Below are 14,921 nucleotides of genomic sequence, written 5' to 3' on the forward strand. Positions count from 1 at the left end.
CAACAAGAAAATAAAGGTGAAGCTGGCCGATAAGCCGGGTTTTGTCGTGGACAGTCATTCCTCTAGGCCGCCGGTTACCCGACGGCTCAAGCAGCCTACCCGCAGGCTCAGCGAGCCGCTTCATCGCCTGCCTATTTGGCCTTGCTCCGGATGGAGGTTACCGCGTTTCACTCCGGACTAAACCGGCTCGTCTCTGTGGCCCTGTTCCTCGCCTCACGGCGGCCGGCCATTAACCGGCATCCTGCTCTATGGAGCCCGGACTTTCCTCCCCCCCGGTTGCGCGGGGCGGCGACTGTCTGGCCAGCTTCACCGCCATTCTATCATCATCAACCCAATCTATACCCTTGACATAAATAGATTTATTGCCTAAACAAATAGCAGCATGATGGCGCGCCACTTGCGCCGTCTTCCCACCCCTGCATGGGGCGATCTGATGTCCAGTTACTTTCTTTCAAGGAGAACACGATGAGACGCAGACTCTATTTCACGGTACCGGATACTGCCAGCGCCCAGCAGATGGTCAATGATTTATTACTGGCGCGAATTGACGAGAGGCACATGCATGTGCTCGCCCGCGACGGGATTCCGCTCGATGGCCTGCATGAGGCCTCCATCCTGCAAAAAAGCGATTTCATCCACGGCATGGAAAGCGGTCTGGTTATTGGCGGCATTGCCGGCATTCTGGCCGGCATAGTGGGGATACTGTTCCCGCCCGCAGGGGTCGATTTGAAGCTGGTGACCATCCTGGTGACCGCGCTGGTGGGAGCAGCATTCGGTGCCTGGGTGTCGAGCATGATTGCCAGCTCGGTTCCCAATTCCAAGCTCAAGACCTACGAAAAGGCGATTGAACAAGGACGCATCCTGATGATGGTCGACGTTCCCAGCGGGCGTGTAGATGACATCTGCAAACTCATCGCCAGCCGTCATCCGGAGGCCAGCAGCAGCAATATGGAGCCGACCATCCCTGCATTTCCCTGATGCAACCCGGAAAAATTGCACACCACCGTTCACGCGCGGGGTTTATCCCCCGCGTGGCTGGTGGATATGCCCCGCCGCCCCCAAGACACAACAAGCTTAATACGCCATTTCAACAAGTTACACTCTGGCACGGCAATTGTATGCAGAACGGCAAGGACTTCACCCATGCCAGAGAGCATCATGCACACCTTCACCTGCCGCCCGCCCATCATTGCCATGCTGCTAGGCAGCGCACTCACCTCCGCCTGGGGCGCCGCGACCCCGGCACGGCAACAGGCAGCCGTCGGGCCCGGCCAGGCGTTGAGCATCAGGCAGCAAGACCGGCTATCGGACATTGCGGTGCAAGCATTGCATCAGATTGCTGCCGCGCGCGCTGACATTGCCCGCCGCGATGCCAGCAACGCGCACCAGGCGCTGGATAATGCCAACGCCTTGCTCAATACCTTACAAGCCAGCCTGCCCACCCCACGCGACGCCGACCGGATCGGGATCGCACAAAAACATCTGGGATACGAAGACGGTACGCGCGTGCTGCCCGATCTGGTGCCGATTTATGCCGATTTGCACGCGCTGCAGGACTTCATCCCGGTACAGTCGGCACAGGCGCATCCGGGTAAAGCGCACAGCCACCCGCAACAAGGCCAGAAACAGCCCGGTGCCGATGCGTTACGCGCCACCGATGCCGCGCTGATTTATGCCGAAGCCGACCTGCCGCTGGCGCATACCCGCCGCGCCGTGGATACAGCACGACTGGCGCTGGATCAGGATGACTGGCAGGGTGCCGACAACGCACTCAAAAATGCAGAGGACGGCGTGGTGTTCATGTCGGTGAGCGTGAGCGAACCCCTCGCTGCAGGCCGCCAATCGTTGCAGCAAACCACACACCTGCTGGCAGCGGGTGAAACAGCCAGGGCACGGGTCGAGCTGCAACGCGCGCGCAGCTGTCTGCAACACGCCGCGCAAACCACAGACAGCGTAGCCAGAACCAAGGTCAATACCTTGCTGCAAGACACCAGCCAGCTCGACCGCCATATCCGGAACGGCAATGCCAACGTGGTACGCGACGCGCAAACCCTGTGGTACAGAACAGCCGCGCTGGCGGAACGCTCCAGCGCCTATCTGGGCAATGCATGGGCGCGGGTGATGCACGACCAGCCGATCAAATCCAGGCTTATCGAAGCCCGCCTCTCATTGCGTAACGCCGCCATTGATCAATTTACCGCGCACCGGCCAGCAGCAGTGGAAGCAGCCCTCACGCACACGCAAAATTATCTGCACCAGGCGCTGCAAATTGCGCGTACCGACAACCAGCCGCAAACAGAAATACGCGGTATCCAGCAGCATATTGCCCGCCTCGCAGCCACTCCTCCACCGCAACGCAAACAGGAACAATTTAGCCAGCTCGCGAGCGAACTGAGCATCCTGATCAGCCAAAGCTGACATTACATGAGGCTTGCTTACCCAGGGGAAACCCGTTTGAATAGCAGCCATGAAGAGAGCGGCTCCCATCCCGTGTCGAGCGCACTGATCCTGCGCTCATTGCGGCTGCCCGGCATGGTGCTGGGCAGCGTGGTGATTGTGACCCTGGCGTTGATGACGCTCACCGCATGGCGCGCCGAAACCCGCATCGGCACAGTGCAGTTGCACATGCAGAATATTCTCGCACTGCAGGCACTCTCCATGCATATGGAACACGACTATTTGCGCCTGGCGAACCCGCAGGCACCGCTCCCGGCGCGTGTCCAGAAGGCGCTGGACAAACAGCTGGCCGCCATCATTGCGGCAGACCACGCGCGCGTGGCCGACACCCCCGCGGTATTGGGCCAGTTACGGCAGTTGCTGGCGCGCCGGGATACCAGCCACGATACGCTGCTCTCCGCGCTGGCGCAGATTCATGATCGCATTACCCGCGAAACCAACGCCCATGCGGCACTGGTCAGCGACGTGGAACGCACCGCGCGCTTCGAATTCAATCTCGCGCTGACACTGGTAGTGGGATTACCCTTGCTGGCGCTGGCCATACTCTACCTGCTGCGCCATCGCGTGCAGTTACCGCTGCGCGACCTGAGCTGGCTCATGCAACGCCTGTCGCAGCAGGATTACGCCAGAGCCCCCACCGCCCACGCCGATCCGATGATCAAGCCCCTGCTGCTGCGCTACAATCATCTGGTGAGCCGTCTGGCCGAGCTCGAAACCGAACACCAGAACCGCGAGACCCTGCTCGAACAGCAGGTACGTGCCGCCAGCACCACCCTGCTCACCCAGCAGCAGCATCTGGCGCAGGCGGAAAAACTGGCCAGCGTAGGCGAAGTCGCCGCCAGCATTGCACACGAGCTGCGCAACCCGCTGTCCGGCATCCAGATGGCGCTGGCCAATCTGCGCCGTGAAACCGAATCGGCTGACCACGTTGAGCGCCTGGACATGATCCTGGATGAAATCAACCGCATCACCCGCCTGCTCAATGGCCTGCTGGATCAGGCTCGGCACCGTCCCGAAGCCACCAGCGAAGTGAATCTGGCCGAACTGTGCAGCACCCTGGCCAGCCTTGTCCATTACCTGTTGCCGCCCGGCATCACCCTGGCGACCGACGTCCCCATGGATTTGCGCTGCGTGGTTGCGGCCGATGGCCTGCGCCAGGCCTTGCTCAACCTGATCCTCAACGCGCGCAACGCGCTGGGCAGCAGGACGGGCAGTATCCGCCTCGCCGCGCAGCCCAGTGAAGATGGCATCGAAATCAGCGTCACCGACAGCGGCAGCGGCTTTCCCGATACACTGCTCAGCCACGGCCCGCGCCCGTTCATCAGCGGCCACGAATCCGGTACCGGACTCGGACTGGCAATCACGCGCCGTTTTGTAACCGGTCTGGGGGGGCGCATTACCCTGGACAACCCATCCACAGGTGGCGCGCGCGTCACCCTCTACCTGCCTTGTGCCACCCATGCCTGACAGCCTCCTCATCATCGAAGACGAATCCCTGCTGGGTGCTGAACTGCAGCGCCATTTCCGGCGTGACGGCTGGGAGGTCAGCTGGGCACGCAGCATCGCCGAAGCCGAAAACCTGCTGCTGGGCGAAACCCTGTCACCCCTGGTCGTGCTCTCCGACATGAGCCTGCCGGATGGCAATGGCCTGGACCTGCTCGAATCCGTGCGGCAGAAAAATCTGGGCGGCGAGTGGCTGTTTCTCACCGGCTACGGCACCGTGCCGGATTCGGTACGCGCGCTGAAACTGGGCGCGCTGGACTTCCTGACCAAACCCTGCGACCTGGCGCGACTCGACCTGATTATCGCTGCCGCCACGCGCAGCGGCCGTGCCCAGCGGCGCATTGCCGAACACTCGGCGGCGGCGGCGCGGCGCTACAGCGTGGACAGTTTCAGCGGCGACAGCAGCGCCTCGAACGCGGCGCGCCAGATGCTGACGCGGCTGGCCTGCGTGCCCTATTCCGCACTGCTCATCAGCGGCGAAACCGGTACCGGCAAAGGTCTGGCAGCACGCATCCTGCACCATGGCGGGATACGCGCCAGCGCCCCGCTGGTGGAGGTCAATTGCGCTGCGCTGCCGCATGAATTGATCGAATCCGAGCTGTTCGGCCACGAGGCAGGCGCCTTTACCGGCGCCAAAACCCGGCGGCGCGGCCTGTTCGAGCAGGCTGATGGCGGCACCCTGTTCCTGGATGAGGTCGGCGAACTGGCGCCCGACTTGCAGGCCAAGCTGCTCAAGGCAATCGAGGACAAGGTCATCCGCCGCGTGGGCGGCGACCGCGAAATCGCGCTCGACGTGCAGCTCATTGCTGCCACCAATCACGATCTGGCTGAAGCTGTGGCCGCGCGGCGCTTCCGCGAAGACTTCTACCACCGCCTGTCGGTATTCCGCCTGGAACTGCCGCCACTGCGCCAGCGCCGCGAGGACATTCGTGCCCTGGTGCAGCGCTTTGTCGCCGAATTCAACCTCAAGGCCGGCAAAAAAATACGTCATATCCGCGCCAGCACCTGGCAGTTGCTTGAACAGCACAACTGGCCGGGCAACGTGCGCGAGCTGCGCAATGCCATCGAGCGCGCCGTGCTGCTCACCCAGGGCGATGCCGATACCCTGCAGGAGGAATGGCTGCAACTTATCCCGGCCAGCACCCCGGCCACGCCAGCGCAGGGCAGCGCAGACCTGTTGTGTCTGCCGCTGGACGGCAGCATGGCGCTCGACGACATGGATCGCCACATCATCCAGACCGCGCTGGCACGCCACGCCTACAATGTCACCGCCACCGCGCGCGCGCTCGGCACCACACGCGAAACGCTGCGTTACCGGGTGGATAAATACGGTCTCAAACCTGTAGTCCGTGAGGATGGCTGAACCGGGAAACGGCGATTGAATCCGCCGCAGATTACACGGATTCACACAGCGTTTGAGGCGGTTGCCGGTGATGGGCACCATCAGCCACGGGCTTATCAAGTTCAGTTCCGCTACCCATGGTTTAATAATCCGGGTACATCGACGACTGCTTTTTTCAGGCTGAAACATCCGGTTTAGAGGGCAAGCACCCCAGGGGGATATCAGCCTAATTTTTTCATGCGCCGGGTGATATCCCCCGGCGCGCACTTATCCAGACAGGATTTATTATTTGCTTTCAAGTGCCTGTGGTCTTGGCACGGATGCTGCTGCATTCACGCCAAAGGCACACGCTCCTACCCGCGTACAGAGTTCGGCCCAGTGAAGGAGAACGCAAGGCGCGCTTCAGCCAGGACGCCAGCATCCCCTTCGAGGAAGCGCAAGATTGATTTCCTGGCCAACACCACAACCCCAGGTCAAAAAAGGAGTTTCCGGCCTGGCAAAAAACAGAAAACCATGATTCCGGTTCAGCAACCGTGTTGTACCAACCCTCAAATTCAGGAGCATCAGCATGAAATCCAATGTACTCGCAGCCATTCTCGCCACCTCGATTATGTCCTTAACCGGCATGGTGCATGCTGCACCTGTCGCAGGTTCCGAAACCGTGGGGGTAACCGTCCAGGAGGCAAGCATCGCCGCAGTGGGCTGGAGTGCGCAGAAACAAATCCTGCACAAACCGGTCTATAACGACGATAAGAAAAAAATCGGCGTCATTGAAGACATTATCGTGTCACCCGAAAATTCGGTTTCCTACGCAGTTGTCGGCGGCTTCCTCGGCATTGACCGTCACGATGTGCTGATCCCGTTCAGCCAGTTCAGGGCAGAAGGGCGCAAATACTTGCTGCCGGGTGCAAACAAGGCCATGCTCAAATCCTTGCCTGCATTCAAGTACACCAAATAGTGCAGTCAATTGTGGGGTGGCCTGCGCACCCGTTTTCAACCGCCATTGGCTCAAACAAGGAGCTCGTTATGAGGCGTCGCTTTTTTCCCATGCTCACCGCTGCCACCCTGGCATTGATGCTGGCCGGTTGCGCCAGCGTTGCGCCGCCGGCACCGGTCACAGTTCCCGATGTGATCCGCCTCAGTCGTGAGGGTGATCCGCCTGAACAGATTATCCAGCGCATGCGCGACGCCGGCATGGTCTACCGCCTCAAAGCCAGCCAGTTCGCGCGCCTGCACCAGCAGGGCGTGCCCGATGCCGTGCTGGATTACATGCAGCACACCTACCTTGAAGCCGTGCGCCGCGATCAGCGTCTGCAGGACTGGAATCGCTGGTGGCCGGGACCGGACGGCTATTTTTACGGCGGTTGCTACTATGGATCATGGCCCTACGGCTGCTACTGATTCCATGTTGCATTCAAGCGAATACGGCGTTGCCAGGCCTTGCCTTCACCTGAATGCCACATGGAATGGAGCGCGTGGCACGCATTATCAAACTGACACATGAGCCCGTTCAAAAACCTTTCGTCGCATATTTTGCAGGCCTCAGCCTCGATGGTGGGCGTTTGCATGATGATTCTCAGCATCGTCAAGCTCATTCATATGGGTGGGACCATGAGCAGGCTGGTGGACAAAATACTCGGCTTCGACAATGTGGTGTTTCTGCTCAGCGCCATCCTGTCCTATGCCTCAATGCGCTATGAGCGGAGGGCTGTGCACCTTGAAAATCTGGCTGACAGCATGTTTATAGTGGGACTGATCTGCATGACGGCGGCCTCGCTTGTGCTTTCTTTCGAGATACTCTGAAAATGATCGAGACGACAGAAATCGACATGAACCGCAGGCGGTTCCTGATTGCCGCCACCGCTGCGATTGCAGGCGCAGGGTTGGTGATGACCGCCTATCCATTCGTGATGAGCATGATGCCGAGCCAGAAAGCACTGGCGGCGGGCGGGCCAGTCGAAGCGGATATCCGTCCGATAGAGCCAGGCATGTTGGTTACCTTCACATGGCGTGAGCAGCCGGTATGGGTTCTGCATCGCACCCGGGCAATGCTCGACAGGCTGGGCAAGCATGATCAGCTGTTGCTCGATCCGCTGTCACTGGAGCCCCAACAGCCCGTTTATTGCCGGAACGCGACCCGCTCAATCAAGCCGGAATATCTGGTCGTAATCGGCATCTGCACTCACCTCGGCTGCGTTCCAACCTACCGCAGGGATGTGGGAGCAGCTGATTTGGGGGCAAATTGGCCGGGGGGCTTTTTCTGTCCCTGCCACGGTTCCAAATACGATCTGGCGGCTCGTGTATTCAAAGACGTGCCGGCGCCGCTCAACCTGAAGATTCCGCAACATACTTACCTGAGCGAGACGCGCATATTGATCGGCACAGACAAGAAAGCAAGCTAGAAACCGAAGATGAAGACCCAGCCGCTGTCGTTTTTATTTGGAAACGAAAACAGCTGACCGCAACTTCCCCAAGCAGAGGATCAATGGAAAAGCACATCCCGCAACCTTCAGGCAAAGCGCCTGCGCCGCGCTGGCGCAGTCCTGCCTGGGCATCCGCGCGCAAGGATATGGTAGGCACCGCACTGGGCGCTTCACGGCTGTGGTTCAGTGTGGCGCAGGGAATCGTCAGCGAGGTGTATTACCCGCGCCTCGATATTCCCCAGCTCAAGGACCTCGGCTTCATCGTCGCCGATGACCAGGGCTTCTGGCAGGAATTGCGCAGACTACCCGGCTACACCCTGGAATTCGTCGCGCCAGGCATCCCGGCGCTGACCATCCGCCACCAGCACCCGCGCTTCAGCCTGCGCCTCGGAATCTGTCCCGATCCGCAGCGCGATGTGCTGCTGCTGGACATCGAACTCGACGGCGATGCGGCGCTACGCCCTTATCTGCTCGCCGCTCCCCGTCTGGGCGGCGATGCCCATGTCAACTGCGCCTGGACGGATAGCTGGGAAGGCCGGCCGTTGCTGTGGGCGGAACAAGGTCCGTTCGGCCTGGCGCTGATGTGTGCAGACGCCGACGGACTACCCGGTTTTGGCATGCGCTCGGTGGGCTGCGTAGGTGAAAGCGATTTATGGCAGGACTTCGACCGCCACCAGCGCATGACCTGGGAATTTACCAAAACCGACCCGGGCGAAGTGGCGCTGGCCGGCGAACTGCCGCGCCGCTGTACCCTGGCGCTGGGTCTGGGCAGCAGCAAGGAAGCCGCGGCAACCCTGGCATGGAGTGCATTGATGCAGGGTTTCGAGTCAGCCTGGCAAGGCCAGTGTGAGGACTGGGCTGGCTGGCAAAAAAACTGGCAACAGCCGCCTGCGCTCGCCGCCCTGCCGGACGCAGCGCGCCAGTTGCTGCAACGCTCCGCGAGCGTACTCAAGGTGCACCAGGATCGCACCTACCCCGGTGCCGTGGTCGCCAGCCTGTCGGTGCCCTGGGGCGAATCCAGCTCGAGCCAGGGCGGCTACCATCTGGTGTGGTCACGCGATCTGGTGGAGACCGCGGGCGCGTTGCTGGCCATGGATAAACTCGACGATACGCGGGCCATATTGTGCTACCTGATCGCCACCCAGCAGGCCGACGGCCACTGGCTGCAAAATCAGTGGCTGGGCGGAAAACCGTTCTGGCAGGGCATCCAGCTTGACGAAACCGCGTTCCCGGTATTGCTGGCCGCAGCCCTGCATGCACGCGGCGCGCTGGCGCAGATTCCGGTGCACGACACGGTACGCCGCGCGCTCAACTTCATCGTGCGCCAGGGCCCGGCCACCGGCCAGGACCGCTGGGAAGAAGACGCCGGCATCAACCCCTTCACCCTGGCCGTGGCCATCGCCGCGCTGGTGGAAGGTGGCGCATTGCTGGAAGGTCGCGAGCGCGATTGCGCGCTGATGCTGGCGGATTACTGGAATGCCCGGCTCGAGGACTGGACCTGGGTGGAACACACGGAACTGGCGCGCAGCCTCGAAGTGCCCGGCTATTATCTGCGCAGCGCCCCCACCGACGCGCTCTGCCACGACGGCGCCAGACACGAACACCTGCTCATCAAAAACCGCGCCATCGATCCCGATTTGCCCGCCGACGAACAACTGGCAACCGATTTTCTGCAACTGGTGCGCTATGGTCTGCGCGATGCCCGCGACCCGCGCATCGTGGCGAGCGTGACCGCCATCGACAAGCTGCTCAAGACCGACACGCCCAACGGCCCGGTATGGCACCGCTACAACGGCGATGGTTATGGCGAGCACGCCGACGGCAGCGCCTTCGACGGCAGCGGGCACGGACGCGGCTGGCCACTGCTCACCGGCGAGCGCGGCCATTACGCGCTGCTGGCCGGAGAAGATGCCTTGCCCTACATCGAGGCCATGGCCGCCATGACCGGCAGCGGCGGCCTGCTGCCGGAACAGGTATGGGATACCGATCCCATCCCCGCGCGCGGCCTCTATCCGGGCCAGCCCAGCGGTTCCGCCATGCCGCTGGTGTGGGCGCACGCCGAGTACATCAAGCTGTGCCTGAGTCATGCCCAGGGTTATCCGGTGGATCGCCCGGTACAGACCTGGCTGCGCTATCGCGGCCAGCGCCCGCACATTCCCTATTACCTGTGGCGCCTGAAACAACGCCTGCGCAACCTGCCCGCAGGCAAGGAACTGCGCCTGCTGCTGCACGCTCCGGCGCGCGTGCACTGGGGACGCAACGGCTGGCAGGAGATTGCCGACGTGGACACGCAGGACTGGGGACTGGCGCATATCGCCGTCCTGCCGACTATGCTGCTGAATCCCGGTGACACGCTGGAATTCACGCTGTACTGGCCGGACAGCGGACAATGGCAGGGTGAGGATTTTCAGATTCGCATTGTTTTAAACATGGCAGTTTAGCCACGGAGAACACGGAGGGGAAAACCAGAAGGAAAAATCCAAGACACCTCCCCCGGCCTGATTTTTGCCTTTATGACTTTTGCCTTCATTATTTTTCTCCGTGCTCTCCGTGGCCAACTGCTTTTTTCCAGAATGACAGGAGAATGGTATGGACGCTTGCCCCCGGCGACGGGCTACTGAGGTGGCGTAGGGTGGGGCGAAGGTGGATCCTCATGGGCCGACGGCATCTAAGTGCCAAATCGGGAGGAACATGAAGTTCTTCACAGGCAAACCCGAGGATCCATCATGAAGCATGGCGTAGTCGGCATTGATATTGCAAAACGGGTATTTCAACTGCATTGGGTTGATATTGAGACGGGAGAGATCGTGAGTTTGCAGCTCAAACGCGAGAAGTTTCTGGAGCATTTTGCCAGGCATCGTGATCGAAGCCCTGCGTGATCAGTGGCAGCGCATTACGGAGCTGGATATGCAAATCGCGGGAATTGAGCTCAAGCTTAAAAGCTGGTTAAAGGTGGACAAGGCGGCCCGCGCCATTGCTGACATTCCCGGTGTGGGCCTGTTGACCGCCACCGCTGCGGTGGCCACGATGGGCGATGCCAAAGCCTTCAAGTCAGGCCGTGAGTTTGCGGCTTGGGTGGGCTTGGTGCCTGGGCAAACCGGCACGGGCGGGAAGACGAGGCTACTGGGCATCAGCAAGCGTGGTGACACCTATTTGCGAACCCTGCTCATCCACGGCGCCCGCTCGGTATTGGTACACGCCAAGCAACCTGGGGCGTGGGTTGACGAATTAGGCAAGCGCAGGCCATCCAATGTGGTGGTGGTCGCGCTGGCCAACAAGATGGCGCGAATGATCTGGGCGATGCTGGCCCATGACCGGGCGTACCAGGGCGACTGGGTCAGCATCAGGCCAGCATAGGGCCATGCACTGGGCAGTCAAAGAATAACGAACACAGGAGTGAATGCTGAAAGGTTGCGATAGGTAATTGTGTGTGATGGCAAACAGGTCAGACCGTGGCTTGCTAAACCTGAATGATGAGCTGGACATCAATAGTCCGCCAGGAGAATGAGGGGCAAGTCAGCGAATTCCATCGGGGCCCGCAGGGAAATAGCCTGCAACAAGGCCGGATATAGAACTGCAGTCTTGTCTTGTTTACCAAAACACAGCAAAAACCCTTGGCAATCGGGAAGCGTCCATATAGACCCATCATGCTGACTATTGATTTGAGCGGGCGCCGGGCGCTGGTCACCGGTTCCAGTTCCGGCCTCGGTGAAGCCATCGCGATGGCCTTATCCAGCGCGGGCGCCCGGGTGGCGATTCACTATCGCAAGGAGCGTGCCGCCGCTGCTGCGGTGGTGGCGCGCATCGTCCAGCAAGGCGGCGCGGCGCAGGCGTTTCAGGCCGACATTTCCGTGATCGAAGAGGTATCACGACTTTTCACGGAAGTCGGCGCGGCATTCGGCGGACTGGATATTCTGGTCAACAACGCCGGCATGGACGGCGGCTCGGCCAATTGTGCGGACAGCGATCCCGGCCAGTGGACGCGCGTCATCGCGGTGGACCTGCACGGCCCTTACTACTGCGCGCGCCAGGCGCTGCAATGGATGCTGCCGCAGAAACGCGGGGTAATTATCAACATCACCTCGGTGCACGAATTCATCCCCTGGTCGGGCTACAGCGCCTACACCAGCGCCAAGGCGGGGCTGTCCATGTTCACCAAAACCCTCGCCCAGGAAGTGGCTGCGAGCGGCGTACGCGTGCTGGCCATCGCCCCCGGCGCCATCCGCACCCCGATCAACGCCGGCGTCTGGCAAGACCCGCAAGGGCTGGCCGACCTGGATCAGAAAATCGCCATGGGCCGGCTGGGCGAGCCGGACGAAATCGGCCAGGTCGCGGCTTTCCTGGCCAGCGACCTGGCCGGCTACATCACCGGCACCAGCATCGCAGTGGACGGCGGCATGCTGATCTACCCGGAATTCCGCCATGGCGGATGAACTGGATGCCGACCTGATCATCATCGGCAGCGGTGCCGGAGGCGGCACGCTGGCACGCGTGCTGGCAGCCGGCGGCATTTCCATCCTGGTGCTGGAACGGGGGGATTATCTGCCCAGGGAAAAAGCCAACTGGCAGGCGGAAGCGGTGTTTCACGCCCACCGCTATCATACCCGGGAGTACTGGCGCGATGGCGCGGGGCGCCCGTTTCAACCCGTCACCGGCTACCACGTGGGGGGCAACACCAAACTCTACGGGGCAGCCGTGCTGCGCCGCCGCGCCGAGGATTTCGTTGCGCGCCGCCACGTGGACGGCAGCACCCTGCACTGGCCGATTGGCTATGCAGACCTGAGTCCTTACTACGATGAAGCAGAGCGCTGGTACTACGCCCATGGCCTGGCCGGTGCCGATCCCACCGAGGCGCCGCGCGGCGCCTACCCATGGCCGCCGTTCACCCATGAACCTTACATTGCCGGAGTCGCGCGCCAGCTGGAAGCGCTCGGGCTGCATCCCTTTCCGCTGCCGTTGGCGCTGGATCGCGACGCAGCCCATCCGCAGCAGAGCCCATGCATACGCTGCGACAGCTGCGACGGCTTCCCGTGCCTGGTGCACGCCAAGGGCGATGCGGAAACCTGTGGCGTGCGTCCCGCCCTGCAGCACGCTAACGTTCATCTCCTGCCTGGCACCCGGGTACAACGGCTCCTCACCAGCGCCGATGGCGCCCGCGTGGAGTGTGTGGAGGCGCAAGGCCCGCAGGGTGCGCGACGCTACCGCGCCCGCGTCATCGTCGTCGCCGCCGGTGCCGTCAACTCGGCAGCACTGTTACTGGCTTCGGCCAATACCCAGCACCCGCACGGGCTGGCGAATGGCAGCGACCAGCTCGGGCGCAACTACATGTGCCACCTCAACAGCGCCTGCATTGCCATCGATCCGCGCCGCCGCAACCCGACCGTGTTTCAGAAGACCATCGCCATCAACGATTTCTACAATGATGCGGGCAGCGCGGATTTCCCCTACCCGCTCGGCCATATTCAAAATCTCGGCAAGGTCACCCCCGCCATCCTCAAGGCCCAGCGCCCGGCCTTGCCCTGGCCGCTGGCGCAGTGGGCGGCGCGACATTCGCTGGACTGGTGGCTGACCACGGAGGACATGCCGCGCCCGCACAACCGGGTTTCCCTGGATGCCGACGGCACCATCCGGCTGCACTATCAGCCTACCAACGCGGCCGCCCATCGGCGCCTGGTCGGGCGCTGGAAAAGCATCCTGAAACAGCTTGGCTACCCCTTCGTCTTCACCCAGCGCATGGGCATCGAGGCGGTGGCCCACCAGGTGGGCACGGCGCGTTTCGGCACCGACCCCGGCCAAAGCGTGCTCGACCCCAATTGCAAGGCACATGAACTGGACAACCTGTACGTGGTGGATGCGTCGTTCATGCCCTCCATCGCCGCCGTCAACCCATCGCTGACCATCATGGCCAACGCGCTGCGCGTCGGCGCGCATCTGCGCCAGCGTTTCGCCCAGGGTGATTGGCGTACAGGTTGAAAATGGCCAAACTCAGCGCCGTCGCAGTCTATACAGCAGGCTTCCTGCAAGGTTGCGCCTTCGTCCTGATTCCGGCGCTCGGCACTATTCTGGCCGCCCCGCCTTACCGTCTGTCCAGCAGCGCCTATGGCGTGCTGTTCCTGCCGCAGACGCTGGGCGCCATTTTCGGCGCGCTTGCGGCCGGCGCGCTGCACAAACGCATCGGCAGCGCCGGCCTGTTCCGCGCCGGCGTTGCGGCCAACGTGCTCGCCCTGCTCCTGCTGGCCGGCGCAGCCTATAGTAGCGGCACGCTGGCGCATGGCTTGCTGCTGCTGGAAACGCTGTTTCTGGGCGTGGGATTCGGGTTGACGCTGGTCGCCATCAACCATTATGCCGCCCTGCTGTTTCCCCGCACCGCCACTACCGCCGTCACCCTGCTCAACGCCGGCATCGGCGGCGCCACCGCACTCTCCCCGCTCATCCTGCATGGCATCGCTGCCCGGACCAGCTGGGGCGCATGGCCGCTCATGCTGGCAGCAGGATTCGGGCTGGTGCTGATTCTGCCGCTACCGGCGGGCGCGCCCGGGCAGGGTGAATCCCCGCGCTGGCAAGCCTCCATGCTGCTGTTTGCCCTGGCCGTATTCATCTATGCCATCTGCGAGGGCATCTTTGGCAGTTGGGCCAATATTTACATCAGCGTGAACAAGGCGCTGCCGGCGCATTACGGGGCACTGGCGCTCTCCGTGTTCTGGGGCAGCATGACGCTGTTTCGCGTCCTGCTGGCACTGGTGCCGGAGCACGTCGTAGCGCAGCGCCTGTTTTATCTGGCCGCCCCGCTCGGCATGGGTGCCTGCTTCGCCGCCCTGCCCTTTCTCTCCAGCGCCTGGGCGCTGGCAGGCATGTTTGCCGCAGCCGGGGCAGCATGCAGCGTCTATTTCCCGTTTTCCATGTCATATGGCCTGGCGGCTTGCACCGGGCAGCAGACGCGCATGGCCGGCCTGATGGTGGCAGCGCTGATGGCCGGTGAGGGCATCGGCTCGTTTGCGCTCGGGCCTTTGCAAAGCCTGGTCCCGCTGGAGCGGATTTATCTGTTTTCGGCCTTGTTGGCGGTGCCGCTGTTTGTGCTGGGCTGGCGGCTCTCGCGGGCAAAAACGCGCTGAACGGGTTGTCCGCTGATAAAAACAACAACGCCGTTAAGAATAAAGTAAGTTTTCATGGCGCAACATTCAGCCATGGACATCGAC

The 14,921-nt window shown here is 62.0% G+C and carries 13 protein-coding genes, 1 other RNA gene and 1 pseudogene; 14 read left to right on the top strand and 1 reads right to left on the bottom strand.

Annotated elements, in window-relative coordinates:
* Positions 1-14 precede the first annotated feature (14 nt).
* Positions 15-308, bottom strand: an RNA gene (gene rnpB / locus GZH91_RS16155) — RNase P RNA component class A.
* 157 nt (positions 309-465) lie between these two features.
* Here rnpB and GZH91_RS16160 point away from each other — a divergent pair.
* From GZH91_RS16160 to GZH91_RS16220, 14 genes and pseudogenes are all read left to right on the top strand, one after another.
* Positions 466-978, top strand: a complete 513-nt coding sequence (locus tag GZH91_RS16160) for a DUF1269 domain-containing protein (protein WP_147074813.1) — start codon at positions 466-468, stop codon at positions 976-978.
* A 165-nt stretch (positions 979-1,143) separates the two neighbouring features.
* Positions 1,144-2,418 (top strand): YfdX family protein, encoded by a 1,275-nt coding sequence (locus GZH91_RS16165; protein ID WP_161984304.1) that lies wholly within the window; start codon positions 1,144-1,146, stop codon positions 2,416-2,418.
* Positions 2,419-2,454: 36 nt separating this feature from the next.
* Positions 2,455-3,924, top strand: a complete 1,470-nt coding sequence (locus tag GZH91_RS16170; RefSeq protein ID WP_161984305.1) for a sensor histidine kinase — start codon at positions 2,455-2,457, stop codon at positions 3,922-3,924.
* Entirely contained in the window at positions 3,917-5,323 is a 1,407-nt protein-coding gene (locus tag GZH91_RS16175) for a sigma-54-dependent transcriptional regulator (RefSeq protein WP_147074816.1), read from the top strand. Before GZH91_RS16170 ends, GZH91_RS16175 begins: the two co-directional genes overlap by 8 nt.
* A 547-nt stretch (positions 5,324-5,870) precedes the next feature.
* Positions 5,871-6,260, top strand: a complete 390-nt coding sequence (locus tag GZH91_RS16180) for a PRC-barrel domain-containing protein (RefSeq protein ID WP_147074817.1) — start codon at positions 5,871-5,873, stop codon at positions 6,258-6,260.
* A 68-nt stretch (positions 6,261-6,328) separates the two neighbouring features.
* The gene (locus GZH91_RS16185; protein ID WP_147074818.1) at positions 6,329-6,703 is read left to right on the top strand and encodes a hypothetical protein; all 375 of its coding nucleotides are present in this window, start codon (positions 6,329-6,331) and stop codon (positions 6,701-6,703) included.
* 165 nt (positions 6,704-6,868) lie between these two features.
* Positions 6,869-7,105 carry a hypothetical protein gene (locus tag GZH91_RS16190; RefSeq protein WP_147074819.1) on the top strand — a complete coding sequence of 79 codons (237 nt, stop codon included), beginning with the start codon at positions 6,869-6,871 and terminating at the stop codon, positions 7,103-7,105.
* 2 nt (positions 7,106-7,107) lie between these two features.
* Positions 7,108-7,704: a ubiquinol-cytochrome c reductase iron-sulfur subunit gene (gene petA, locus GZH91_RS16195; RefSeq protein ID WP_147074820.1), complete on the top strand. Its 597-nt coding sequence runs from the start codon at positions 7,108-7,110 to the stop codon at positions 7,702-7,704.
* An 83-nt stretch (positions 7,705-7,787) separates the two neighbouring features.
* On the top strand, positions 7,788-10,166 hold the full coding sequence (locus GZH91_RS16200) for a glycoside hydrolase family 15 protein (RefSeq protein ID WP_147074821.1): 2,379 nt from the start codon (positions 7,788-7,790) through the stop codon (positions 10,164-10,166).
* A gap of 285 nt (positions 10,167-10,451) precedes the next feature.
* Complete coding sequence (locus GZH91_RS18200) at positions 10,452-10,604, top strand: hypothetical protein (protein ID WP_161984229.1); 153 nt, start codon at positions 10,452-10,454, stop codon at positions 10,602-10,604.
* A pseudogene (locus GZH91_RS16205) lies at positions 10,573-11,082 on the top strand (IS110 family RNA-guided transposase); the annotation flags it as partial. The gene GZH91_RS18200 and the pseudogene GZH91_RS16205, both read left to right, overlap by 32 nt.
* A 290-nt stretch (positions 11,083-11,372) precedes the next feature.
* Entirely contained in the window at positions 11,373-12,158 is a 786-nt protein-coding gene (locus GZH91_RS16210) for a glucose 1-dehydrogenase (protein WP_147071036.1), read from the top strand.
* On the top strand, positions 12,148-13,698 hold the full coding sequence (locus tag GZH91_RS16215) for a GMC oxidoreductase (RefSeq protein ID WP_147070842.1): 1,551 nt from the start codon (positions 12,148-12,150) through the stop codon (positions 13,696-13,698). Before GZH91_RS16210 ends, GZH91_RS16215 begins: the two co-directional genes overlap by 11 nt.
* 2 nt (positions 13,699-13,700) lie before the next feature.
* A complete protein-coding gene (locus tag GZH91_RS16220; RefSeq protein ID WP_147070844.1) occupies positions 13,701-14,837 on the top strand; it encodes an MFS transporter in 1,137 nt (378 codons plus the stop codon).
* The last annotated feature ends 84 nt before the right edge of the window (positions 14,838-14,921 follow it).

The sequence above is a fragment of the Sulfuriferula plumbiphila genome, assembly GCF_009938015.1.
GTDB classification, from domain to species: domain Bacteria; phylum Pseudomonadota; class Gammaproteobacteria; order Burkholderiales; family Sulfuriferulaceae; genus Sulfuriferula; species Sulfuriferula plumbiphila.